Raw genomic sequence first — 25,168 nt, 5'->3', positions numbered from 1 at the left:
TCAATAAACGATAGAATCCCGCAACTCGTAGGAAACTCCAATATAAAAAGCCTAGTTTCTCGGTGATTTAACTGAGAAATTAGGCTTTAGTTACATCATTAAAGCGCACGATTGTTGAATAATACTTATATATATTTAGGTTTTCTATCCTTCTATTAACGCTTTGATTGGCATGCCTAGATAATAAGTAGATTTTCTCCGTTCTTTTGTCCATCTAGATTAGCCACTTTTTTATATTCTTTTAAACGAACAAGCTCCTCTCCAGACTAGCATAAAAACTCATTTGCAATTTATTATTGCAAATGAGTTTTCTATCACTAGCTGACAGATAGCTTTGTTTAAAATGACTTGTATTAATAATACTAATTTAATTATTTTGCTCAAGGCATTGATAAACAGCCATCATATCTCGTTTATTTAACTCACGAATACGATTGAAAATTGGAATATCCGCAACAGCCTCAATATTTAATCTTTCAGTTATAACATCACTGACTGTCCCAGTTAGCCATGTTTCCACATCTATGCCTTCGACCATTTCCTTAAGTCCTTCATTATTAACACCAGTTTCATTACACGTCACACAAGGTATCGTTAGTTTAAATACGCCATCATGGAGATTTTCTTCTGTAATGGCTTTCTTTCCGTTACAGAATGGACATGGATGACTTTTTCTAATCTTATTAATTAGCGTGACTATCTTTTTGTAACCTAACGCTTCATAGACATACGTCAGCTTTTTGTATTTTCCATTAGTGAAGTACTTATCAATGATCGTTTCTCTCGTTTCTGTGATATTGTCAAAATCACAGATAGTAATCCGATTGTTAATGCCGATAGATTCGATATTGTTGCTAATAATTCTCCAGAATGGCAACACATTTTGTAAAACCATTTCATAGTGAGCAAAGCTAGCCTGCTCCAATTCAAACATTTTCAGAGCGACTTGTGTTTCTCTCGGTAATAGGGACACGTCTTCACTTAAAGTCATATCACCGCCGACAATGTCTTTTAATTTTTCTAGTTGCTGTAAGTTACCAACTGTTTTTATTACTTGATCGAGTGGTTGGTTAATAATCTCACGAATATCTGAATCGCCAAATTTCAGCTTTTTATGATGGTTTAGTACGGTTCCTTGGCAGACTGGACATGTAATCATATCTTTGGTTTCTTTTATCTGCTCTTTAATAATCGATTTCGATACAAATATATAGCGGCCGATGATTAAATTAAAGCCTTCCCAAGTCCTCCTTGTCTTACCTTCTTTATCATAAAATGACTTTTCCCAATACCCGTATAAAAAGGTATGCTTTTCTGCTTCTGTCATATCATTAAAACTTTTGCTTATATCCTGACCGAGCTCATTTTTAATCTCTTCAAAGAGGAATTCTAATTTTGAAAACTGATAAAATTTTAAAACTTCCATTACATCTGCATGCAATTGGCCATCCCAAAATGGCACGGTTTTATCCTGAAGAACAACATCAAAATCAAATTTTTCAATCATTCGACGGCCCGAACAACATGGGCAATGATTGTCTTGATGATAGAAATCGAAGCTTCTCGTATCTTTATTGGTCGGATGGTCTGCTACAATATGGTTGATCACGCCGCCAAGTTCATAAAGAAAACTATATTGGCTATACAAGTGACGTTCCAAGTCTATCGCGATAACGGGTGCAATTATGTCTGCTTCGTATTCACCATAAATCAAACGAGCCATGGAGGATAAGCTTTTTAAAATACCACCCTTATAGACGTTTTCTGCATTTTTAAAATAGGAAATATGATTTTCTGTTAAGTAGTTAATGCCATTTGATTGATTTAGTGTAGAAGAAATTTGCAATGGTGCAACCTGTTCTGGACCGTTTTGCACGCGATAATAATCATCATGACTGACAACATCAAGACGCTCGACAGGTGCAATCTGCCTGTTCCCAAAATCAACGATAAAATCAGAGTTGTCTATCATATAAGCATTATGCTCAATCATCATAATAGAGACAGATTCATCTTGCAGAATGACCCTTACACTATCAATGAATTGATTTAAAATATTTTGTGATAAACCTTTGGAAGGCTCGTCAAAAATAAAGAGTGTATGTGGGTTTCTTGAGTTAGCAAACAGCTCAGAAACTAAATGAACACATTGAAATTCACCAGTAGATAAAGACTGTGTTTTTCTTTCCAACGTCAAATAACCAAGTCCAAGTTTGATTAATAAGCTCAAACGTTTATGAGCAATATCTTCATTTGGTAGTTCATCAATAATATCTTCAATCGAACGCAGAAAAATATCATCAATATCTTCACTATATTTTGTGAGTTTCTTTTTAATATCAAGGAACGTCGCAACTGTAGACCGACTAGTAATCGATTGGTTTCGATCTTGACCAACTATTACGAGTTTATCTTTTGCATAGCGCTTCTGAAAATCTTTGGCAATACATTCATTAACAAGTGTAGACTTCCCACATCCTGATTCCCCCGTAAAAGTGACAATTCTATTTTTAGGAATCTGAATTTCTTTCATTTGAATATTGCGGCAGTAAAGATCTTGAAATTGATAGTATTCTGTTGGCATTTCTTGATTTCTTTCCGAAGTGATTGGTTGTGGACGTGGGGATTCATCTACAATTTTCCCACCGTATTTCCCACTACCAGGTCCAAAGAATAATTGCTCTTCCGATGTGTTAAGCACTGTGTCAGAATGATCAATGAGCCAAATCTGATTCTTGTAACCCAATTGTTTAATCTCTTCTAAAATTTTCAATAGCGTTTGATGGTCTAGACCTACTGAAATTTCATCAATTATAATAACAGTATTTTCACTTGTTGCCATAAATTCAGCCAAGTAAAGTCGTGTTATTTCACCACCTGACAACGTGCCCATAATACGATTTAATGTTAAGTAACCAATATTCATATTGAGTATATTTTGAAGAATATGTTGTTTTGCTTCACTAATATGTAATTCTTCTCTAAGGGAAAGAATCGTTTCAATACTTAAGTTGTTAATATCGGAAACACTATGTGGTTGATTCAATAATTCTATCTTATATTGCTCAATTTCTGGATTATAACGCTTGCCCTCACATTTTTTACATTCGATATTTTTTGTAGTGCCGCGTCCTTTACACGCAGGACACCAACCTAATTCATTATTAAATGAAAAAACTTCTGGAGAAAGATTAAATTCTTCCGCAAGTCGCACGCGAATCTCTTTAAAAACGCCTGTATGGGTGCCAATCGTTGAACGTGGATTCGAAGAAATGGATGATTTTCCGAGAAAAAGTACTAAAGGCATTTCTTCCATCTTAATTGCACTGAAATTTGTTTCCATAATATTAGGAAATAAATATTGATATTCAGCTTTTGGCAATAAAGAAACGAGACGCTTCTTGGATTCTTCTCCAATCGTTTGACAAAAAGTGGTTTTACCAGAACCAGACAAACCAGCAATTCCTAACGATTTATCTACTGGGAGTGCTACATCTAATTTGTTAATATTGTTAGCAATTAATTGATTTATTTTCATAGTGATACCATCTCCGTTCTCTAAATTTAGTATTGCCATGTTAGTAAATCTTCAAATGAATTTGTTGTATTTTTCTAATCGACAAACTCATACAAATTGTAGACGAAGATTTCTAAATTTCTTGTTAAATATTCACTTATACCGTTTAGAAGAAACAATTTCATGGCTCAAATCCAGCAATTAGTGTTCCTTTTTTCAGGCGAAACCACACAAAGTATTTACTTAACTCTCAGTTATATTATTAAAGTTTCTACAACCATCCTGCCACGTTTGCTAGATTTTTTTTACAAAAATTGTTATTTAACTCAATTCTTATTCCATTAAAAATGGCGCTTTCCGTGTTCCGAAAAAGCACCCGATTGCAGATATCGTTTAAAGAATACTGGCTGCACTTATATACCAGATAACTGCTCGTTTTTTTCAAATTCTGTAATCCCATAAGGTGAGAAATAAGAAGTTGCATTTCTAGCTTCAGAAATGCGCCATTATCATAAAGAAAGAGCACAATTCTTGCTCCAGAAATGCAACCTATTGTTAAAAAATGATTTATTTGTATAAAACAATTAATATTAATAAATAGTAATTTCTATTTGATCGATATTTTCAGGTATCCACTCAAAAGGTTGGTCCTGAATAGCAGGCATCATAGAGGAAGAAGCAATCGTTTTTACAGTTCTGCTAAAACTTTTTCGAGCTGTTCACCCATTTTCATCCAAGCATATTTAGCTCCCTCAATAGCTCCCTCACGTGCTCTTGTTTCTTCACTAAATCCAGTTTGATCGAAATGTAGATGGATTGTTCCATCTGAACCTTCTTTCAAAGTCCATGTAACAGTAGTGCTTTCTCCGGCACTTACCCAAGTATAAGAAAGTTTATTAGGCTCTTCCACTACTAATACTTCACTATCTACAATTCCATTCCACCATTCATTTGGCTCAGCTCGGAATTGAAATTTATGTCCGACGATTGGTTTAAAGTCATTTTTCCATATCCATTTTGCAAGAGTATCCGAATCTGTTAATGCGTCCCACACCTGCTCGATTGAACTTGTAAATTGAAAATCTAACGATACATCTGATTTCATTTTTTTTCCTCCAATAAAAGATTTAATTTACCAATTCTTTCTTTCCAGAATCCTTCGTAAAAAGATACCCAATCTTGAATTTCTTTCAACGGAGAGGCATTTAGTCGATACCTTGATTCTCTACCAACTTTACGGTCAGCAACTAGACCAGCTTCTTTAAGGATAGCCAAATGTTTAGAAACTGCGGTACGCCCCATTTGAAATTGAACGGTTAATTCGTGAAGAGGTAACTCTTCTGCATCTGCCAACAAACGTAGCAATTTACGTCTTGTTGGGTCAGCGATGGCTACATAAACATCACGCTCTTGATTTTTATCGTTCAAAATCACCCCCCCTTTTAAATTGGACACCAATTGGTGTTATTATTATATGACACTAATTGGTGTCCTGTCAAAATTTACTTTATTCATAAGGCAACCATTCTATTCATTTGTCATCATATCTTTATTTTAATATCCTCTTATATTAATTTGGACCAATACAAAAAGACACCTTCTTACATGGAAGAATTTGTTTCCCAGTGTCCTTAATTTTATTAGTTATTTAACTATCCTGCCCCGTTAGCCACCTATGTAGTCCTGCTTCACTACAGAAAATGCAAGATAATTACGTTCTTCCATGGTATTTTAAAAAGAAAAAAGAATTTCCTAAGCAATCCCAAACTGTTTTTACGGCTGGCGAAGAAGGTCGATGAACTATGGTGATATAGAGGCCATCCGAATGTTTCAGTTCATACCAAAATCGCATACATTTTTTATACACGTTTAGTTTACATATCAAACCATTAAGGTAATGAATAATTGGTTCCAGCTGCCAATTGTGAGTGGCTGTATAAGTGGTGATTTACGGAACAATCCAAAATCATTCCACGCAAAAATCTCGAATATGGGTTTTAGTCTAAGCCTTTTCATTAATTATACATAGCCTATATTATATCCTGAAAAAGGAGTTAAAAAATGGAAAGTCCAATGCGTTTTAATGGAGGATGGCAAATGTTTTCGGTTTTCCTAGATAAATAGGAGGTTCCCCTGACGGTCCCTGCCCGTTAAAGTGCAATCTTTTTTGAATTTCCGTTTTGAACGGGAAAAGTGTATCGGCTACAGTGAATTAAACATCTCTGATAGATTATGTGTAATACACAACAATAACAATCCATCTAGAACAATATACATACAAGAATAGATAAGACAGAACCCACCCCAGCTTACCTTTCATTTTTCTTTCAACCTTCGATTTCGATAGGAATAACACGAAAAAAAGTTAACTAGTAAGAACTAGTTAACTTTATAATACTGACGCATGCAATAGTCCATTGAAGAACATTAAGTGACATACTCTTCAGATGGCGAAAAATCGCCTCTTAGTTTTTTAAAATAATAAGTCATTCCAAAAGGAGTTCCTTCTTGTGCGTCGTTTGTTTCGTGAAGTTCGACGTCTACTGCTCGTACGTCGTTGGTTTCGCGAAGTTCGACGTACCCTGCTCGTGCGTCGTTGGTTTCGCGAAGTTCGACGTACTCTGCTCGTGCGTCGTTGGTTTCGCGAAGTTCGACGTATATTGCTTGTGCGTCGTTGGTTTCGCGAAGTTCGACGTCTATTACTCGTGCGTCGTTGGTTTCGCGAAGTTCGACGTCTCCTGCTCGTGCATCGTTCGTTACTAAAAGGATCCTGGTGCATGAAGTGACCTAACCCTGTGTTGTTAGCCCGATATACTGCATTCTGTATAAGTGACATGTTCAAACCTCCTTTCATCATTATTAAAGAAAGAAGGTAGATGATTATTCCTTTTTCAAAATAAATCAACTCGTGCTGTTTCACTTTTCTTTCTCTTATCGCAATATATGAGATTGTACTTAAAATGTAAGAGACAATCGCATAGTTTTCGAAAGTATAAAATAATTCTGTATCTTTTTGTGGCATCTTACATTTTTTTCATACGAATAATTTAAAAATGAAGGGAGAGAATTCGCGTGGATAACGGCCTAAAAATACCTGAATATCAGCTTTTTATTCATCCTTTAGATTTAAGTGAACTTCGGAAAGATATATGGTGTGACGATCCTATCTCTGCCAAGCTAACGATTAACAAAAGAAAGTATGATATTGATATCGCCTATCGTGGCTCCCATATACGAGATTTTCGAAAGAAGTCGTATCACATTTCATTTTATAAGCCAAGTAAGTATAGGAATGCCAAAGAAATTCATATCAACGCAGAATATAAAGATCCTTCTCTTTTAAGAAATAAATTATCGCTCGATTTTTTCAATGAAATAGGGTGTTTATCGCCAAAGTCCCAATTTGTATATATGAAATTGAATGGGAAAAATGAGGGGCTTTATTTGGAATTAGAATCCGTGGATGAGCATTTCCTTACGAATCGACGACTCCCGCAAGGACCAATATTCTATGCGGTTGATGGCGATGCTAACTTTTCGTTAATGAGTGATCTTGATAAAGAAGTTAAGAAATCACTTAAGGTTGGCTATGAACTAAAATATGGGACAGAATCTGATGAATTTCATTTACAAAATATGATTATTGAAATTAATACCATTTCAAAAGCAGAATTTGAAAATGAAATTTTGAAATACCTCAATGTTGATCAGTATCTCCGTTGGTTGGCTGGCGTTGTTTTCACCCAAAATTTTGATGGTTTTGTTCATAATTACGCACTATACCAGAATAGCGAAACGAGGCTATTCGAAATTATCCCGTGGGATTACGATGCAACATGGGGAAGGGATGTAAATGGGAAAGTGATGGAGGAAGACTATTTACGAATCGAAGGATTTAATACGCTAACCGCAAGGATTCTCGACGTGAAAACATTTCGACGTCAATACAAAAATTTGCTAGAAGTTATTTTAAACAACCAATTTAATGTAGGTTTTTTGAAGCCAATAATACAAAATATGCATGAAGTAATAAGGCCTTATATTCAAAAAGACCCTTATAAAAAAGACGATATCCATTTATTTGATCAGGAACCGGCGTATATATTTAATTTTATTGAAGCACGGTCGAAATATATAAGAGAGAAATTAGATACATTAGATTAAGTTGTTGCATCATCCTACAACCCCCTCTATCCGATTGGTTAGGGGGTTTTTGCTCCTCCTATTATTTTTAAAAAAGTATTCAACTTTTATAAAGCATTTCCTTCTTCAACAAAAAAGCGGCAATCCTTCTTGAATCAACGCCACCGAACTTGTGATCATCTCCTAATAGGACATTGTACTACTCTCATTTTTAATACAATTTGTAACCTTATTTATCTACTCGATTACATAAACTATTGAAATTGGCAAAAGGAGTTTTACATTTGGAAATACCTGTTTCTGGATTCATGTATCATTCTGACGATTCGGGTCCTCAGCATTCCCATCAACTTTTTATCACTTCATGGGATGGCAGACCTGTCCCTCCCCATGTCCCATGGATTTAGAGGCGTAACTTCTTTTGAAGCGGGACATAATCACATGTACGCTGGAACTACTGTACCAGCTCCAAGTGAAGTCCAACACACCCATCAATACTTTACCTTTACATCTGTGGACGATCAACATCAACATGAAATTCGTGGAGTTATTGGTCCAGCTATTCCCCTTCCTAACGGCGGTCATTATCATGAGTTTAGTGGGGTTACTACAGTAAACGGAATGAATCCTCATAGACACAATTATAGCGGGAATACTAGTTTATAAGGTTTGTTTCTTAACTCATAATTTATAACTAAAAGATCCTCTCTAACCATCTATTTCCTTTTATCATTTTAAAGCCGGATTTATATAATTTGGCTTTTTTTATATTTTCTTTTTTAACTAACCTGCCCGTTAGCCCCCCACGAAACCCTGCTGCAACACAGAATATGGAAGAAAATTACGTTATTCCATGGTAATTACATTTCACAATGGATCTACTTGATGTTTTGGACGTAAAAATAGGCCATCGAAATGATGGTCCTGTTTAACTAAAACCTCCGTTAGTTGAATAAGAAAATTTAATTCAACTTGTTTTCTTTACTTCATTAACCTTTAGTGAATTTTTTCCAATAGTTGAAACTTATCTTCATTCATATCGTATTTATATTAATTCAACCATTATTAGATTCAATAATTTAAATTATGTGGATATAAAAGAGGTTCTTCGAGAGGAGTAATAAAATGAAGAGAATAGTTGGCTTGGTAATCTTTGTTTCAGTACTACTTGCAAGTTGTTCTAATGACAAAGTGCAAGATAGAGAGGAAGAGGAAGGGAATAAACTACCTTCCCAAAAAGAAGTTAGTTTTTCATATGAAGGAAAGAATTTTAAAATAATCCCATTTTATGAGGAAGTACTTGAGTACACTGACTATGTTAAAAAGAACCCATCCGAAAGTAACCCATCGGCATATGTGGAAAAAGTGTTAAAACCTCTTAAGGAAAAATCCTCTTTAGATTTAACTTTAGGATATCCTTTTACATCATCTACCGAGGTGGAACAGTTTGAAAAAAATACGATTAAGCTCCTTCAAAAACAAGAGCAAATAAATGAGTTAATACAAGAAGCACTTATAAAGTCAGCAGAACATCTACCAGGTGGAGATAAAAACATATATATTATGCCTCTAAGACCTGAAGATAACTTTGCCATTAATAAAATGGAGGGAGTAAGTGGAGTAACATATAACGATAAGGACATATTCATCCAGATAGACACTTCCTTTAGTGAAGATATGTTAAAATATCTTGTTACACATGAATATCACCATGCAATAAATATTTTAGCAAATGGTGAGATGGCTTTATATACTGTTTTAGACATGATTCTTTTTGAAGGAAAAGCAGATTCCTTTGCCCATTTTGTCTATCCTGAAATAAGTGCTCCTTGGACTGAACCGTTATCAGAGGAATCTACAGAAATCGTTTTAGAGGAGCTAAGGAAAAATGCAGATTCGACTTCCGGTAAAATATATAAAGATTTCTTCCATGGGAATTCAGCAAAAGGAATACCATTATGGTCGGATTACAAAATCGGCTATGAAATTACTCAAAGTTATATAGAGAATAATCCAGATACTTCAATTTCAAAATGGACAAGTCTTTCTTCCAAAGACCTCCTTCAAAATAGTGAATATAATAATTTATTGAAGTGAAAAAGCTATATTACCCACCATGAAGCACAGCTTCCCTACAGAATATGAAAGAAAATTACGTTCTTCCATTGTAGTTGAAGAACAATAAAGGCTGGCTACTGACAGCCCCGTTCTACTAAATCATCAAATTAGTTGAAGAACTCAGAATTACTTATGTTGATTTAAAGTAAATTATCTCTGGATCTCCCTCGTCTAAATTTTCAACAAATCCACTTTGAATAAATCCATTTGCTTTAAATACCTCTTGCATACCTTTATTTGATTGATTGGTTGAAGAGAATATTTTCTTAGTTGGCGATATGCTTATAAAATAATCCATAAGGGATGTTGCATATCCTTTTCGTCTTGCAGTCGGTTTAACTATTATCAAGGATATAAAGCTACAATCAAAAAAGTGAGTATCAAAAATTAAAAATCCTACAATTGAGAACTCATTTTTAACAACTATACACCTTTCTTCCTCAATAGCTTTTTTTATGTATTTTCGTCTGCTATCACTACCAGTTACTACTCTATCAATATTCACTATTTCATCTACATCGTTTAATTGAGATTTAATCAAAGATTCCATATTAAAGTTCCCCTTATTGAAATTTGATTTTATTAAAACATTTCCTTTTTCAACTAACCTGCTTCGTTATTTCAATAATAAAGCTTTACCCCTTCTTGAAGTAAAGCCTCCGTTAGTTTAAGTACATTCCTTCACAATCTAACATATAAAATTGCATATATCAGAGTGGAGATAATAAAATCGTTTAATTTCGAAAGGCGAATAGTTCATAATCGTCCCCATTTTATAGTAACAGTTTTTTTAAACTTGCTAAATTTTCTTCAAGAAATAATGCATTTCTTTCAATTCCACGACGTTTACACCATCCGATACTATTGAAGGCATCTGTAAATCGATAAAAAGGCAATACAACTTCTAAATCAATTAATGGTCTGATACTGTTATAGCCTTCTTGATAGGCCTGATACAAGGTAGAATCGAAGCGTAAAAAATCACGATACAATTTGGTAAAATCGATTTCTGATGAACCAAATCGTACGCTTTCAAAATCTATCATGCCTGAAACTTTATTACCATCAACAATTATATTTGCTGGACGAAAATCCATATGTATAAAGCTTGGTCCATCTGGGAAAGGGAGCAGTTGTTTCATGTTTTCATATTTTTCAATAGCTTGATTGTATAAACGTTCATCCAAAACGTCTCTTACATCCTTAGCAAAACTATAAAATTGTTGTTCGACAAAATTAGACCAGTTCGGAAATTCATTTTGTATGCCAGTTAACACTTGCTCTACAGGCGGCTGAATTGTATGCATCGAGGCATGAAGGACCCCAACTTGAAACGCTACAGTTGGTGAAGCCTCAGATGTTAAAGGTTTTCCTTTTAATTCAGATAATAAAAAAGCTCCAGGACATTTCTCATCACCAGACCAATAATCCAACATTTCAGGAATGGGAACACTTCCTTTTAAAATTTCATAGGCTTCTAACTCCCGCTGCCACTTCAATTTTGTATAAGGGATTTTTAAAAAAATATTTTCACCATTAAGCAAATTACATTTATAGACTGTTGAACTATGGGAATCTTCAACCTCATTAATAGATAGTACCCGCAATCTAAATTGTTCAATGACTCGATTTAACATCAAACTTACCTCCCTTTTTAATGTTGCCCTTGGTTTAACTAATCGACTATCGAAATACTCTTACTTTTTGCCAATATACAAATTATAGCATTTCTTGTTAAACTAACCTGCCCCTTTAGTTACGTACAAAACTTTACAAAGTTATTGAAAAAAAAGCCGAATTCCACATTTGGAAAATCGGCTTTTTTCTATAGAAATAATAATTTATTTTACCATTCATCATCAACAGGCTCTAACCAATCCGTTTGACCTGGCATCATTGCAAAGTGTACAACCAACTCTCTTTTGTAGCACCATGTCAATGTTTCACATTCGGCGGAATATTCACCACATTACCGCTTTGAGTAACCGAGTTGGTTTTCCTTCTTCTTAATACCAATACTCACCACCAGTAACTAACAAAACTGGCCCAACAGAAAATGATAAACAGCATCTTGGGCTGAAACATCTTCCCCTTTTTTGGAAGCGGATAATCGGAACCAATTCCTATGTTGAAAAACCAGACAGAACACAAGTTGAAATGGATAAGCACTGCTGTGGCCCATCTTTTTAGTGATATTCGCGTTTCGAAGATGTTTGAACAAATCTAGCTCCATAAAAACAACTTTATCTTCACGGGCTAGATGATAATTTATATCCTTCTAGTCTTCAAAGGCTCCTATTTACTGATAAATTGAATCAATCTTACACTTAAGAACTTTCAGGGACTTTTATTAATTGTTTTTTTCGGATGGCATATACGACTACCAGTAAAAGAGGTAAAAAAAGTCCAATCGATAATGAAATGGATATATTTGTTGTCGATACCCATTTTTTTTGGTAGATGACGTTTGGAAAAATCACCAGAGAAAGTACAACAACAATCATCCCTAACGGGTAGGTTAAGGGGCGATAATCTTTCAAATTTAAAATTTGTGCCATTCCTAAAACGGAAGCGTAAAAAAAAAGGGTCGTCTTAATATAAAGGGAGATAAACCAAAGTGCAGCCATTAATGCCTCAATACGCTGTACAAAATCCCCGACATTTATTCTTTTAGCCAATTCATAACTAGGATACACCTCTCTTATAGTATCCGCAGCACCTAATACAGTAACACTCAAAAATGTAATGACGATGATGACGATTCCGCCGATTAAGTTTCCAATTAAAAAGGACTTTTTAGCTTGTTTTGTTTTATTAATAAAGGCTGGAAAAATCATTAATAAAATAACAGCATTGACAGAAGATACAACGACAAAAAGTAAAGATGATTGAACGATCATTTTTGTTCCTGCCTCAAATACAGGCTGTATGTTTTCAAATTTGATTTCAGGTGAAATAAACACAACTAAAACAAGAAAAAGGACGAAGAATACGACAATTAAGATTTCTGCAGAACGAGCGATTGTCTCTAATCCAAGTCGGACTCCCATCAAAACAATCCCCATCATAAGAATATTAAGGGCTACCAATGGAGTATTTGGCATCATATGAGTGATAAGGAATGACCCAGAATAAAACAAAAGAATTGCAGTAAAGAGAAAAGACATGAATACAAATAAAAGAGAAACGGCTTTACCTAGCCATTTTCCAAATAGTTTTTCATTGATTTGGATATAGGTGAGATGAGGAAACCAAAGAGCTATCTTGGTGAATAGCCAGATGACCAATAACCCGATTCCCGTACCAAATATAGTTGCAATCCAAGCGTCTTGTTTCGCTTCGGCAGCTATACCTGATGGGACAATTAAGATGCTCGTACCAATTGTAAAAAAAATAACTAAAACTAGAAATTGGTACGAATTTATTTTAACATTTTGCATCATTTCATATCATACCTTCCTTCCCCTCTACATCACTAAAACGCCAGAGACCAGTCCAATGCACGGACTTTGCATATTACGTTCCATGGGCTCACGCTTCTTTTTTCAATTGTTTTTTTCGGATGGCATATACGACTACCAGCAAAAGTGGTAAAAAAAGTCCGATTGATAATGATAAGGAATTACCCGTAGTACTGTCAAACTTTTGTTGGTAGATGACGTTAGGATAAATCACGAGGGAGAGGGTAACAGCAATCATGCCTAACGGTAATGTTAAAGGGCGATAATCTTTCAAATTTAGAATTTGTGCCATCCCTAAAACGGCAGCGTAAAAATAAAGAATCGTCTTAAAGTAGAGCGAAATAATCCAAAGTGTTGACATTAACGCCTCAATACGTTGTACAAAATCCCCAATATTTATTTTTTTAGCCAATTCATAACTAGGATACACCTGTCTTGTAGTATCCGCAGCACCTAACACAGAAACACACAAAAATGTAATGACGATGATGATGATGCCGCCTATTAAGTTTCCAATTAAAAAAGACTTTTTAACATTTTTCATTTTGTTTATAAAGGAAGGAAAAATCATTAATAAAACAACGGCATCAACTGGAGATACTACGACATAAAATAAGGATGCTTGAACGATCTTTTTTGTACCCATCTCATATACAGGCTGTATGTTTTCAAAATTGATTTCAGGTGAAATAAATACCACTAAAATGAGAAAAAGAAAGAAGAAGACGACAATTAAGATTTCTGCAGTGCGCGCGATGGTTTCCAATCCAAGACGGACTCCCATCACCACTATCCCAGCCATAAGAATATTAAGAACTACCGTTGGAGTATTTGGCAGCGCATGAATGTTTAGGAATGACCCAAAATAATATAAAAGTTCTGAAGAAAAAAGAAAAGACGTAAGTACAAAAAAAACAGAAAAGGCTTTACCTACCCATTTTCCAAATACTTTTTCAATGATTTGGGTAAAGGTGAGGTGTGGGAACCAAAGAGCTATGGTGATGAACAGCCATATAATCAATAACCCGATTCCCATACCAAATATAGCGGAAATCCAAGCGTCTTGCTTCGAGTCGGTTGCTAATACTGATGGTACAGTTAACATGCTCGTACCAATCGTAAAAAAAATAACTAATATTAGAAATTGGTACGAATTTATTTTAACGTTTTGCATCATTTCTTCTCATCCCGTTCCCTTATAAGGTTCTTTTACTTCAATAAAAGAGCAATAACATCATTAAGCGGTTTAAACACAAAAGTTATTGAATCCATTGGATTCAGAATAGGTTTTCCTACTGCTTGTGCAATACTTAACCCTACCCCAATGGCAAGGAGGATTAAAAAAACTTTCAACTCTTTTTTATGCTTTTTTTCCAAGAGAGGTTGAACTTCAATCAACAAAATGGCAGCTGCAATTAAAAGTATTCCTATACTTTTCAGCATGATTATTTAGTCCTTTCCTCTTCTAAAAAGGGACTAGTTAAAGTACCCGTACGACGAAGTTTCATGTCAACTTTCACATTCACTGTTAAGTTAGAAAATTCCTCATCCCAATTTTCTTTAATCTTATTCCACTCTTTCGGATTGGATCGATGAATGGCTTCACCAAATCCAAAAATGTCTGTTTTATATTGTTTTTGTAAAGAGTTAAGGGTCTCATTAATGATTTCTTTCACTTCTTTTTCGTAAATTTTCTCTAGCTCATCCATTGTTCCTACTTCGGTAAGATTAATTTTACATTCTACCGCCCCTACATTCCCTTCTCCTTTAATATTGATATCCACTTCGGGCTTTCCTTTGTTTATATTACCTTTAACATCAGTATTCAATTTAATGACCTCTATAGTTGCTTTTCCCTCTTTAGGACAAGATATTGATGATACTGTTGTTTTTACTGAGTTGGTGATATCACTATAACCTTTACTTTCCTTTTCAGTTAACCAGCCCACTAGTTTATCTTCTTTAAACACAGCTAAATTATTATATTTAATTCGAGTAGTGGGAGCAATCGTTTCCACATTCTGTTTGCTTGATCCTATTTTTGGGTCTCCTGTAACTTCAATCCCTGTTAATACGGCTCCCTTTCCTTCACTTGTAAGATCTGCTATCAGCTCATCTAAAGTAACGCCGGTCGTACCCGCCCAAGCTTTTTCTGACATTTTGAGACTGTTAAACATTTTATTGGCTGGTATGCTTTCTATATCTGTAGTGACATTCAGTACTTCTGCAGCGGCTATATCCTTAGCAACAACAACATAGAAATCCGATCGAAATTCCCAATCCCTTGCCACAAACTCTAAAGATTCACTTATCCCTTCTTGAGCTAATTCCTCTCCAATCACAAGCATTCGAAGATGTCCAGGATATACTTTTCGAGGCGTGTCCTTTGTCATTTTCCGAATGGCTTCATAAACCGTTTCCCCACTCGCCGTATAGAGGGCGACCGTTGTCCCCCCCATATTTCCTTTCATGGATACTTCCGAGGGTACAACCACTTGAGCTGTTACCTGGTATTCATCTTCAACTTTATCGATTCCTATTGCCAGGGTAATGGCGAGTTCATTTAATTCCCGCCGGTCCCAACACCCCGTGAGAAAGAGGCTGAGAATTAGGAGAACAAACATGCACTTTTTCATCGTTTTAACCCCTTCATACTCCTTATTATTTTGTTGGTGGTGCTGGTTTTGCAGCGGCTGAATCTTGTTGCCTAACCTTATTTTGTTGATTGAGTAGGCGAGGCCGAGTAATCAATTTCCATAGAGGCAAAACAATAAACGTATCCTTTTGATCAGAAACATTAAATGGAGCTATCGGAGACATATAAGGTACGCCAAAAGAACGCAAACTGCATAAATGCAGAATAAGAGCAATTAAACCTATCGTAATTCCAAATAAACCAAACGAAGCAGCTAACACCATAAAAGCAAAGCGCAATATCCTTACAGAAATCGCTATGTCGTATGATGGCGAAACAAAACTAGATATAGCTGTTATTGAAACGACGATTACCATCATAGCTGAGATTATGCCTGCTTCAACCGCTGCTGTTCCAATAACAAATGCCCCTACAATAGACATAGCTGAACCGATCGAGCGTGGCATTCTTACACCTGCTTCGCGCAAAATTTCAAAGGTGATTTCCATTATGAGCGCTTCAACAAATGCCGGAAATGGGACACCTTCTCGCTGAGCTGCCAGACTAATGAGGAGTGCAGGCGGTATCATGGAATGATGAAAAGTTGTGATCGCAATAAATAATGCAGGTGCAAGCAAAGCAATTGCGAATGCTACAAACCGAAGGAGTCGAATAAGACTCCCAATAACCGTACGCACATAATAGTCTTCAGCAGACTGGAAAAATTGAACGAATAATGCTGGAACAATTAACACAAATGGTGTTCCATCAATCAAAATAGCGATGCGTCCCTCGAGTAGAGCTGCAGCTACTACATCAGGACGTTCCGTATTATAAACAGTAGAAAAAGGTGAATATGGTGAATCCTGAATTAATTCCTCTATATTACCGCTTTCGAGAATTCCATCAATGTTTATTCGATCCAAACGTAAACGGACTTCTTTCACGATTTTGTCATTTGCAATACCATTGATATAGACTATGGCAATGTTCGTTTTCGTGCGTGTTCCAATAATTTTTGACTCCATCCAAAGGTTCGGATCTTTAATTTTCCGACGAATTAAGGCCGTATTTACACGGAAATTCTCAGTGAATCCTTCGCGTGGTCCTCTAACTACCGTCTGGGCCGATGGTTCAGTTACCGCACGCTCGGCCCAATGCCTATTGGAAATGCTTAAACCTTGGGCATATCCATCGATTAAAATAATGGTATCCCCCGACAAAAGGCTGTTAAAAAGAACGTCAAGATTAGTTATTTCTTTAATTTCTCCTACTGTCAAGGCAACATCTTTTAATACGCTAATAAGATTTTGCTCAGGAGAAGTTTTTTCCAATAATTCAATCCCCTTGATATCTAGCATGAGCGTTTCCAAAATAAAGTTTTGTAATGAGGGTGTATCGGTTAATCCATCTGTATATATAATACCGGCTTTAATGTTTCCTTCATTTCCAATTCGAATTTCACGAATGATAATATCCGAACTTTTTCCAAGGGTATCTTTTAGAGTTTGTATGTTTTGTTGAAGACTAGTTTTTAAGGCTTCTTTTTGTTTGGTATCCACCTCTTGATTCGGTGAAGGGGTAGAGTTATCTTTTATATTTTCATTCTTTAAAAACCACATAGTCTCCCTCTCTCTTTTCCTGTATTAACTTTTTATGGTACTAAAAAGTCTTTTCTATTTTCATATATATATTAGATAGGAAAAATCACTTACTATTACCGCCTCTGTTGGTTAAATATGGCTATCTATAATATTAAGTATTAACTACTTCAGTTTTTTTATACGTACAATATAGACCCCATAGTCGATATTTGAAAATCAAACACTGGTATATTAATATAAGGGAGCAAAGAGTTGTACGAGGATACAAAGTTTAGTAAATTGGGGACATAAATTTGAGTACATAGAATTATTTATCTTCTCAAAACCGCAACATTCAATCCTGAGCCGTGTTGAGATGCAAATTTGAATAATTTAAAGTATTTCTATAAGTCTTAACTAAAAGTATTTTGCAGAGATTGCTATACATTTACCTCAAGTCAGGTTTTTTTCTTCAATTATTAATCACCAACAATAAAGTTGTTCTTTTTTGCTCTTATAAACATACATAACACCGTTCGAATATGCCAACGCTGTTATGTTCCAATATAGTTGTTTAATTCTGAAGCCGTAAAAACGCAATACACCGTCCACAGACGTGGACGGTGTAGAAATAATGCTGTTTAATTATTGGTGTAATTGCAGAATCAAAGATTAAAGATGTAGTAAGTTTATTTCCCTTTTTCAAAAACGAAGCCCTATCTTTTTCAACTAACCTGCCTCTTTAGTTCAATAAGAAAAAAGAGATGACTAAGCAACTCAATCATCTTAACAACCGCCTCCGTTAGTTAAAGTACCATATCCGTTCGTTCATTTAAAACGGTCCACTTTGATGGTCATGCCGTCCAACTTCTCGTAGAGCATCTGCTTCCGCCGAATTCTGGTTGAAAGTCTTTTCCTGTTCTTTGAAATTATATTTCCGTCCAGTCAAAAAATCCACAAGATAAGTACCTATAAGTAGAGCCGCAATGGAACCCCAAAAAATCCACATCCCCCAATGCACTCAGTTCCCTCCCTTTTCCCTTCAAGAACGGCAATACATTATAATACGTTTTTCAATCCCAAAAAGATTCAATAATACCTTTTTTTAGAATTAATATTAAAATTTTGTTTCCACGACAATTTAATGTCTGGATCACTTTTGATGAATAAAATTGCTTAAGTACTTATTCAACTAAACTGCCCCCGGTATTTGAACAAGCAACTTCTCTTCTATTGCACTTTATGGCCGGAATGTGACAACTTTCCAAACATTTATAAAACACCATACCAATATCCCTAAAACCTTATATAATAATTGAAGTAAAAAGAACTATTAATAAAGGAGGTATTACCTATGACTCTTGTTTATCAAGAACTCAATCGATTAATTGACGACTATTTTATATGTGAAGACTTACAAATAAAAAAACAGATTCTGAGTGAAATCCAACGTTTAACTGAAGTCGTGTGTCTTTCTGATTGACCTACTTTTCAACTGCTATTAATTTCTTACAATACCGCCTTATAGTCGAATTATGCTGTATAAAACGCAATTCAATTGTTTATAATGCATTTACACAGAACCGAAAGCAGTCTGGGAAGCACTGTTGACAATACGTCAGTCTAGGTTCTGTTCTTTTGTTATGCAATATGTTCGAACTATAAAATAATAAAAATTTAATACTATCTAAATCAACAAAGTCAGAAACATCTTCATAGTACGGACTTTCTGAAGTAACTGTTCCGTCTTCATGTAGTGTACCTTCACATATTTGGCCTTGGGAGAAAGCCACTACAAGTCTTCCCTAATTGTCCCAATAAATGATTTTTGTAACTTCAAACGAAATGGTCTTGCCCATCTTAGAACCTCCTTATGGTCGTATTGTGTCAATTTTTTACTAACATCGGACAAGATTCCCTTGCTTACATGCTTGAATACTCTATCAGTGGAGGTGAAAAAATGAATCAGAACTCCATGCAGCATTCTTCTAATAGAGAAATCATCAACGATCTATCGAAAGCTATCAACGGAGAATATCAAGCTATCTATTGCTATGAAATATTAGCTAACCAAGCTCGGAACCCTGAGATTAAAAGCAGAATACTCGAAATCCGAAATGATGAAATTAGACACTATCAAAACATTTCTCAGATTTATATTTCACTAACCGGAAATCAACCAACACCTCAAATCACTAAACAATGCTCCCTAGATTATAAAAGTGGAGTATTAGCTGCATTTATCGACGAACAAGAAACTGTCGATTTTTATCATGAAATTGCTAGAAAATACAATAATGAACTTATAAGAAATGCATTTACACAGGCCTCTGCTGACGAGCAGAACCATGCCGTTTGGTTTTTGTATTTCATGAATCAGCATTAATTTTAGTTTAGCCGGCTTTCGGGTCGTTTTTTTTTGCGTCAACTTTTGTTCGCTTTTTGGTCGAACTGCGACTCAACTAATAAAATTTTACAACTGAAGTTCCTCTTGATTTTGAATGTCATACAAACAAAACATTAGTGCTAATTTTCGTATAAAGGTATAATATTAGTATCTTAAAATCAAAGGAGTCTTGCTTTATGAGTCAAAGAGTTCCCTACTATGATATTGCACCTGATGGTATGAAAATTATGATGGATATGGAGAAGTACACTAAGCAGACTACCATTAATAGAACTACTAGAGAGTTAATCAAAATTAGAGCCTCTCAAATTAACGGTTGTGCCTTCTGTATAGATATGCATACATCCGATGCTCGTAAGATGGGTGAAACCGAACAACGAATTTATTGTTTAAATGCTTGGAATGAATGTACTTTTTATACACCTGAAGAGAAAGTTGCTCTCGAACTATCTGAGCATATTACTCTAATCCCTACTAAAAGAGTTCCTGATGACTTATACAAGCGTGTCCGAGAACATTATGATGAAAAACAATATGTTGATCTAGTTCTTATTATTAATCAGATAAACAGTTGGAATAGAATCTCTATTGCAATGGGCAATACACCAACAAAGATTTAACTTCTTAACGAACATCCTTTGGTGTTCGTTTTTTCATTTATTTTGTTGCACAGTTTGTGTCAAATGCGACATTAAAGAAAGGATTTCATTCCTCTTCTTCAACTAACCTGCCCCATTTGTTGAAGAAGAGAAATACATTACTCGTTATTTAAGGAATGCCCCTCCTTGTTAAACAAAGAATTTCAATTATTCTATTGCTACCACTTCCTGTTATACCAATTTAAAAGTTTTACAAACTCTATACTTTGCAATTCATCTTTCCTTCATTTTTTTAAATATATCCAAGTTCGTTGCTAGGACGTTGACTTTATCTTCTCCCATTACACCTAACACACGGCTCTCCGTGTTTGCTTTTACAACATCTTTTACTTCCTCTATAGAAAGCCCACTTGCTTTTGCAACACGTTCCATTTGAATTAGCGCTGCATCCACACTAATATGTGGATCTAGACCGGATCCAGAGGCGGTCATCAAGTCAGCAGGAATCTCTTCTCGCTTCACTTTTGGATTAGATTTCAGAAATGCCTCGATATCTGTATCTATTCGTTTTTGTAGTTCTGGATTAGACGGAGCGTAATTGAAAGTACCTGAGCTAACACCACTATAGGCTGTTTCACCATTTTCATCTGGTACCGTATCCTCTTTTGTATAAACGTTGTAATTTACTGCAGATACGCGGCCCCAGAAATACTCAGGTCCAGTAAATGCCTGACCTAATTTTTCTGATCCTACAGCTTTACCATCCACCTCTATTAAACTACCATTTGCCTTGTGTTTAAAAAATGCCTGAGCAACCCCTGTGACTGCAAATGGATATATTAAACCACATAAAACAAACATGACTAAAGAGACCAGCAGTGCTTGTTTAGAGTTTTCAAAAAATCCCTTCATAAAGCTTTCCCTCCTATAGACCTATCATGTGTAAAATTGGACCAATAATTAAATCAATTATTTTAATACCGATAAATGGAGCGATAATACCGCCGAGTCCATAAATTAGCAAGTTCTTGCTTAATAATTTGGATGCACTCATCGGCTTATATTTTACTCCCCTCATAGCAATTGGAATTAGCATTGGTATAATGATCGCATTAAAAATCAATGCAGAGACGATAGCGCTTGTTGGTGAATTCAGCATCATGATATTTAACGATTTCATTTCTGGTACTGCCACCATCAACATTGCTGGGATTATGGCAAAGTATTTAGCCACGTCGTTCGCAATACTAAATGTTGTGAGAGCACCACGGGTCATCAGCAATTGTTTTCCTATTTCCACAACTTCAATTATTTTCGTTGGGTTTGAATCCAAATCTACCATATTAGCTGCTTCTTTTGCTGCATTTGTCCCAGAATTCATCGCCAACCCAACATTTGCCTGCGCAAGGGCTGGTGCATCATTTGTGCCATCGCCAGTCATTGCCACAATCTTACCAAGTGCCTGCTCATCTTTAATGACCTTTATCTTATCTTCTGGCTTACTTTCTGCGATAAAGCTATCCACGCCTGCTTCTTTTGCGATGGAAGCGGCAGTAAGTGGGTTATCACCTGTACACATAATTGTTTTAATGCCCATTGCACGAAGCTGTTCAAAACGTTCCTTTAAACCAGGTTTCACGACATCTTTCAAATAAATGACACCTAAAATTTTATTGTTTTCCGTTACAACTAGAGGTGTTCCTCCTACTATTGATACTTGATGGACTAGCTCCTCTAAATCTTTAGGAATAGGATGACCAGCAGCAATACTTTCCTTTTTAATCGTATCGTAAGCACCTTTACGGATTTTAGTGCCGTTTTGCATATCAAGCCCACTCATGCGTGTTTGCGCTGAGAATGAAATGTGATCGCTCGTGTTTATAATCATTTTTTCATCAGCAGTATCCACGTTTAATTTGTAAGCGAGTGATAAAATAGATTTCCCCTCTGGTGTGTCGTCTGTCAGTGAACTAAGCCATGCAGCTCGTATCAGCTCTTTTTTATTTACTCCTTTCACAGTTGTAAATTCAGATGCCATACGGTTACCATAAGTGATTGTTCCTGTTTTATCCAAAATCAATGTATCTACGTCACCGCATGCCTCGACAGCTCTTCCTGACATAGCAATTACATTGAACTGTGTTACACGATCCATCCCCGCGATACCGATTGCAGATAATAGACCTCCAATAGTAGTTGGTATTAAGCAGACTGTCAGTGCAATTAGCGTTGCTATCGGAATATGCACATTTAAGTAAGTGGTCATCGGATAAAGTGTCACTACAACTAGTAAGAAAATAATCGTTAAACTAACTAATAGTGTGTTTAGTGCAATCTCATTTGGTGTTTTTTTACGACTTGCTCCTTCGATAAGGGTAATCATTTTATCTAAGAACGATTCGCCAGGTAATGATGTGATTTCGATTTTCAGCCAATCACTTGTCACAGTCGTACCACCTGTAACAGATGAAAAGTCCCCACCACGTTCTTTCACGACAGGAGCTGATTCACCAGTGATAGCCGACTCATCGACTGTTGCAATCCCTTCTAATACTTCTCCGTCGTTTGGGATGACTTCCCCGGCTTGCACGAAGACGATATCTCCTTTTGTTAGCTCGTGTGCTTGTTTCATGACCTCAGATCCGTCAGGAAGTAGTACACACGCCTGCGTCACTGTTTTTGTTTTCTTTAATGTCTGTACTTGTGCTTTTCCTCGTCCTTCTGCAATAGATTCAGCAAAGTTAGCAAATAAGATAGTGATAAACAGGACAAAAGCTACTATGGCATTATAGATACGATCATGTTCACCTGCTCCAGCATCCAACATTGTCGGAAAAATAGTTAGCATTAGGACGAATATAAACCCAATCTCTACTACGAACATAACAGGATTTTTTATCATATATACCGGATTGAATTTCTTGAAAGCCCCTAAAATAGAGCTCTTCATAATATCACGCGTTATAAAACTTTTCTTTGAAGCAGTTTCCATTATTGTCTCTCCTCGTCAAGAACGTATTTGTAAATGTTCTGTAATTGGACCGAGTGCCAGTGCAGGTAAAAATGTTAAAGCGCCAATCATCAGTACAATTGCGACAAGCAGGAATGTAAACATTGCATTGTCTGTTTTCAATGTCCCTACTGAATCGCTATGCCATAATTTTTTAGCAAGTAGTGATGCAATAGCTAGTTGAATAATAATAGATAAATAGCGACCAAAGAACATCGCCAGGCCAGTCGTTACGTTCCAAAATGTCGAGTTATCAGCTAACCCTTCAAAACCAGAGCCATTGTTTGCTGAGGAAGACGCAAATTCATACAATACTTGCGATAATCCATGTGCACCTGGATTTGTGATTCCATCTACCCCTGCGGTTACTGACACAGCAAGCGCTGAAAACGCTAGTATAATTGCAGGGTGGATTAGTATACAGAGTGCTATTAACTTCATTTCTTTTTCCTCGATTTTCTTTCCTAAAAACTGAGGAGTTCGACCAATCATTAGACAGGCGATGAAAATAGTCAGCAGTACATACATCATCATGTTCATTAGGCCGACCCCCTTGCCTCCAAACACAACGTTTAACATCATATTAAACATCGGTACAAGTCCACCGATTGGCGTTAAGGTGTCATGCATATTATTGACTGAGCCTGTTGTAAAAGCAGTTGTCACAGTAGTGAACAATGCTGATTGTGCGACGCCAAATCGCATTTCCTTCCCTTCCATACTGCCAAGATCTTGCGTAATGCCAAGTTCACTAATAATCGGGTTCCCTGCACGCTCTGCCACATAACAAGTAATCAATCCGATTAGAAACAGAATACTCATTGCTGAAAAAATAACTAATCCTTGTTTTCCAATTATCGTTTTCTTACGGCGGTGGGCAACCATTAAGCCAAATGCAACAACACAAGCACCCGGCAACAGCATCATGGAAAGCATTTCTACAATGTTTGAAATAACAGTAGGATTTTCAAACGGAGTAGTTGAGTTGGCCCCGTTAAACCCTCCACCATTTGTACCTACATGCTTAATAGATTCTAGAGATGCTATAGGTCCAAGGGCGATATCCTGCATTTTGCCCTCTATCGTCTGTACGGTTTTATTCGAACTTAGGGTTTGTGGAGAACCCTCAGATACTAAAATCATTGCAACAACAATAGAAATTGGCATTAATACACGTGTAATCACACGTACAAAGTCCACAAAAAAATTGCCTAGTGTATCCGTCTTTGCCACTAATCGTCTACAGAAAGCCATGCATGCCGCATAACCGGTAGCCGCAGACGTAAACATCATAAACGTGATGACAAGCATCTGAGACAAATAACTTAATCCTGATTCACCACTATAATGTTGAAGATTTGTATTCGTCATAAAAGAAATTATTGTATTGAAAGAAAGCGTCGCATCCATATTATCAATGCCATTTGGGTTGAAAAATAAAGCTGACTGAATCCGCAATAAGACGTAACCTATGAATACCATAAAGGCATTCGAAAGAATCAGTGCCAGTACATATTGTTTCCCGGTCATATCAGCTTGCTTGATGCCACTAAATTTGTAGATGACATTATCGACTCGGTTCAACACCGGATCGAGCCAAGTCTTTTTCTGCATGGTCACCTGATACAGATAATGACCAGCTAAAATGACAAGCGGTAAATAAATAACTAAAACAATGGCAATTTGCCACATACT

The 25,168-nt window shown here is 36.0% G+C and carries 19 protein-coding genes and 1 pseudogene; 5 read left to right on the top strand and 15 right to left on the bottom strand.

The features are described 5' to 3' along the window. Positions 1-367: 367 nt before the first annotated feature. The 4 genes from MHH81_RS09810 to MHH81_RS21330 all read right to left on the bottom strand — a co-directional run bounded on the left by MHH81_RS09810 (position 368) and on the right by MHH81_RS21330 (position 6,353). Positions 368-3,538, bottom strand: coding sequence for an ATP-binding cassette domain-containing protein (locus MHH81_RS09810; RefSeq protein ID WP_340920571.1), 3,171 nt, complete (start codon positions 3,536-3,538; stop codon positions 368-370). A gap of 667 nt (positions 3,539-4,205) precedes the next feature. Continuing rightward, positions 4,206-4,622, bottom strand: a complete 417-nt coding sequence (locus MHH81_RS09805) for an SRPBCC family protein (RefSeq protein WP_340920569.1) — start codon at positions 4,620-4,622, stop codon at positions 4,206-4,208. Continuing rightward, positions 4,619-4,945 carry an ArsR/SmtB family transcription factor gene (locus MHH81_RS09800; RefSeq protein WP_340920567.1) on the bottom strand — a complete coding sequence of 109 codons (327 nt, stop codon included), beginning with the start codon at positions 4,943-4,945 and terminating at the stop codon, positions 4,619-4,621. Before MHH81_RS09800 ends, MHH81_RS09805 begins: the two co-directional genes overlap by 4 nt. A 1,045-nt stretch (positions 4,946-5,990) precedes the next feature. Continuing rightward, complete coding sequence (locus tag MHH81_RS21330; RefSeq protein WP_445678086.1) at positions 5,991-6,353, bottom strand: CotG/ExsB N-terminal domain-containing protein; 363 nt, start codon at positions 6,351-6,353, stop codon at positions 5,991-5,993. Between the two features lie 236 nt (positions 6,354-6,589). Between MHH81_RS21330 and MHH81_RS09795 the strand changes: the two genes are divergently transcribed. From MHH81_RS09795 to MHH81_RS09785, 3 genes and pseudogenes are all read left to right on the top strand, one after another. After that, positions 6,590-7,681 carry a CotH kinase family protein gene (locus MHH81_RS09795; RefSeq protein ID WP_340920565.1) on the top strand — a complete coding sequence of 364 codons (1,092 nt, stop codon included), beginning with the start codon at positions 6,590-6,592 and terminating at the stop codon, positions 7,679-7,681. A 263-nt stretch (positions 7,682-7,944) separates the two neighbouring features. Further along, a pseudogene (locus MHH81_RS09790) lies at positions 7,945-8,326 on the top strand (YmaF family protein). A gap of 459 nt (positions 8,327-8,785) precedes the next feature. Further along, entirely contained in the window at positions 8,786-9,757 is a 972-nt protein-coding gene (locus tag MHH81_RS09785; RefSeq protein ID WP_340920562.1) for a DUF2268 domain-containing protein, read from the top strand. A gap of 151 nt (positions 9,758-9,908) precedes the next feature. Here MHH81_RS09785 and MHH81_RS09780 read toward each other — a convergent pair whose 3' ends face one another. The 8 genes from MHH81_RS09780 to MHH81_RS09745 form a co-directional block, all read right to left on the bottom strand. Continuing rightward, the gene (locus MHH81_RS09780) at positions 9,909-10,328 is read right to left on the bottom strand and encodes a GNAT family N-acetyltransferase (RefSeq protein ID WP_340920560.1); all 420 of its coding nucleotides are present in this window, start codon (positions 10,326-10,328) and stop codon (positions 9,909-9,911) included. A 223-nt stretch (positions 10,329-10,551) separates the two neighbouring features. Further along, positions 10,552-11,415, bottom strand: a complete 864-nt coding sequence (locus MHH81_RS09775) for an aminoglycoside phosphotransferase family protein (protein WP_340920558.1) — start codon at positions 11,413-11,415, stop codon at positions 10,552-10,554. Positions 11,416-12,105: 690 nt separating this feature from the next. Further along, positions 12,106-13,221, bottom strand: coding sequence for a GerAB/ArcD/ProY family transporter (locus tag MHH81_RS09770; protein WP_340920556.1), 1,116 nt, complete (start codon positions 13,219-13,221; stop codon positions 12,106-12,108). Between the two features lie 88 nt (positions 13,222-13,309). Continuing rightward, on the bottom strand, positions 13,310-14,416 hold the full coding sequence (locus MHH81_RS09765) for a GerAB/ArcD/ProY family transporter (RefSeq protein WP_340920554.1): 1,107 nt from the start codon (positions 14,414-14,416) through the stop codon (positions 13,310-13,312). 32 nt (positions 14,417-14,448) lie between these two features. Continuing rightward, positions 14,449-14,682: a hypothetical protein gene (locus tag MHH81_RS09760; RefSeq protein ID WP_340920553.1), complete on the bottom strand. Its 234-nt coding sequence runs from the start codon at positions 14,680-14,682 to the stop codon at positions 14,449-14,451. 2 nt (positions 14,683-14,684) lie between these two features. Next, on the bottom strand, positions 14,685-15,875 hold the full coding sequence (locus MHH81_RS09755; protein WP_340920551.1) for a Ger(x)C family spore germination protein: 1,191 nt from the start codon (positions 15,873-15,875) through the stop codon (positions 14,685-14,687). A 25-nt stretch (positions 15,876-15,900) separates the two neighbouring features. Next, positions 15,901-17,496 (bottom strand): spore germination protein, encoded by a 1,596-nt coding sequence (locus MHH81_RS09750; RefSeq protein ID WP_340920548.1) that lies wholly within the window; start codon positions 17,494-17,496, stop codon positions 15,901-15,903. Positions 17,497-18,289: 793 nt separating this feature from the next. Beyond that, positions 18,290-18,478, bottom strand: coding sequence for a hypothetical protein (locus MHH81_RS09745; RefSeq protein WP_340920544.1), 189 nt, complete (start codon positions 18,476-18,478; stop codon positions 18,290-18,292). Between the two features lie 939 nt (positions 18,479-19,417). Here MHH81_RS09745 and MHH81_RS09740 point away from each other — a divergent pair. After that, on the top strand, positions 19,418-19,843 hold the full coding sequence (locus tag MHH81_RS09740; RefSeq protein WP_340920541.1) for a ferritin-like domain-containing protein: 426 nt from the start codon (positions 19,418-19,420) through the stop codon (positions 19,841-19,843). Positions 19,844-20,040: 197 nt separating this feature from the next. Then, positions 20,041-20,484, top strand: a complete 444-nt coding sequence (locus tag MHH81_RS09735; protein ID WP_340920539.1) for a carboxymuconolactone decarboxylase family protein — start codon at positions 20,041-20,043, stop codon at positions 20,482-20,484. 252 nt (positions 20,485-20,736) lie between these two features. Here the strand turns inward: MHH81_RS09735 and kdpC are convergent, their stop codons facing one another. The 3 genes from kdpC to kdpA are packed head-to-tail and all read right to left on the bottom strand — an operon-like array spanning position 20,737 to position 25,165. Then, complete coding sequence (gene kdpC / locus MHH81_RS09730; RefSeq protein WP_340920537.1) at positions 20,737-21,375, bottom strand: potassium-transporting ATPase subunit KdpC; 639 nt, start codon at positions 21,373-21,375, stop codon at positions 20,737-20,739. Positions 21,376-21,388: 13 nt separating this feature from the next. Next, positions 21,389-23,455 carry a potassium-transporting ATPase subunit KdpB gene (kdpB, locus tag MHH81_RS09725; RefSeq protein ID WP_340920534.1) on the bottom strand — a complete coding sequence of 689 codons (2,067 nt, stop codon included), beginning with the start codon at positions 23,453-23,455 and terminating at the stop codon, positions 21,389-21,391. Between the two features lie 15 nt (positions 23,456-23,470). Beyond that, the gene (gene kdpA / locus MHH81_RS09720; RefSeq protein WP_340920532.1) at positions 23,471-25,165 is read right to left on the bottom strand and encodes a potassium-transporting ATPase subunit KdpA; all 1,695 of its coding nucleotides are present in this window, start codon (positions 25,163-25,165) and stop codon (positions 23,471-23,473) included. Between the last annotated feature and the right edge of the window lie 3 nt (positions 25,166-25,168).

This window comes from Psychrobacillus sp. FSL H8-0484 (genome assembly GCF_038005325.1).
Lineage (GTDB): Bacteria > Bacillota > Bacilli > Bacillales_A > Planococcaceae > Psychrobacillus.
The sequence above is the reverse complement of the archived record's forward strand: the minus strand, read 5'-3'. Positions and strand labels throughout refer to the sequence as shown.

Bases quoted from the DNA above. Each gene is read 5' to 3' on its own strand.
- MHH81_RS09810 (WP_340920571.1), bottom strand. From the start codon at position 3,538: ATGAAAATAAATCAATTAATTGCTAACAATATTAACAAATTAGATGTA.
- MHH81_RS09805 (WP_340920569.1), bottom strand. From the start codon at position 4,622: ATGAAATCAGATGTATCGTTAGATTTTCAATTTACAAGTTCAATCGAG.
- MHH81_RS21330 (WP_445678086.1), bottom strand. From the start codon at position 6,353: ATGTCACTTATACAGAATGCAGTATATCGGGCTAACAACACAGGGTTA.
- MHH81_RS09785 (WP_340920562.1), top strand. From the start codon at position 8,786: ATGAAGAGAATAGTTGGCTTGGTAATCTTTGTTTCAGTACTACTTGCA.
- MHH81_RS09780 (WP_340920560.1), bottom strand. From the start codon at position 10,328: ATGGAATCTTTGATTAAATCTCAATTAAACGATGTAGATGAAATAGTG.
- MHH81_RS09775 (WP_340920558.1), bottom strand. From the start codon at position 11,415: ATGTTAAATCGAGTCATTGAACAATTTAGATTGCGGGTACTATCTATT.
- MHH81_RS09770 (WP_340920556.1), bottom strand. From the start codon at position 13,221: ATGATGCAAAATGTTAAAATAAATTCGTACCAATTTCTAGTTTTAGTT.
- MHH81_RS09765 (WP_340920554.1), bottom strand. From the start codon at position 14,416: ATGATGCAAAACGTTAAAATAAATTCGTACCAATTTCTAATATTAGTT.
- MHH81_RS09760 (WP_340920553.1), bottom strand. From the start codon at position 14,682: ATGCTGAAAAGTATAGGAATACTTTTAATTGCAGCTGCCATTTTGTTG.
- MHH81_RS09755 (WP_340920551.1), bottom strand. From the start codon at position 15,875: ATGAAAAAGTGCATGTTTGTTCTCCTAATTCTCAGCCTCTTTCTCACG.
- MHH81_RS09750 (WP_340920548.1), bottom strand. From the start codon at position 17,496: ATGTGGTTTTTAAAGAATGAAAATATAAAAGATAACTCTACCCCTTCA.
- MHH81_RS09740 (WP_340920541.1), top strand. From the start codon at position 19,418: ATGAATCAGAACTCCATGCAGCATTCTTCTAATAGAGAAATCATCAAC.
- MHH81_RS09735 (WP_340920539.1), top strand. From the start codon at position 20,041: ATGAGTCAAAGAGTTCCCTACTATGATATTGCACCTGATGGTATGAAA.
- kdpC (WP_340920537.1), bottom strand. From the start codon at position 21,375: ATGAAGGGATTTTTTGAAAACTCTAAACAAGCACTGCTGGTCTCTTTA.
- kdpB (WP_340920534.1), bottom strand. From the start codon at position 23,455: ATGGAAACTGCTTCAAAGAAAAGTTTTATAACGCGTGATATTATGAAG.
- kdpA (WP_340920532.1), bottom strand. From the start codon at position 25,165: ATGTGGCAAATTGCCATTGTTTTAGTTATTTATTTACCGCTTGTCATT.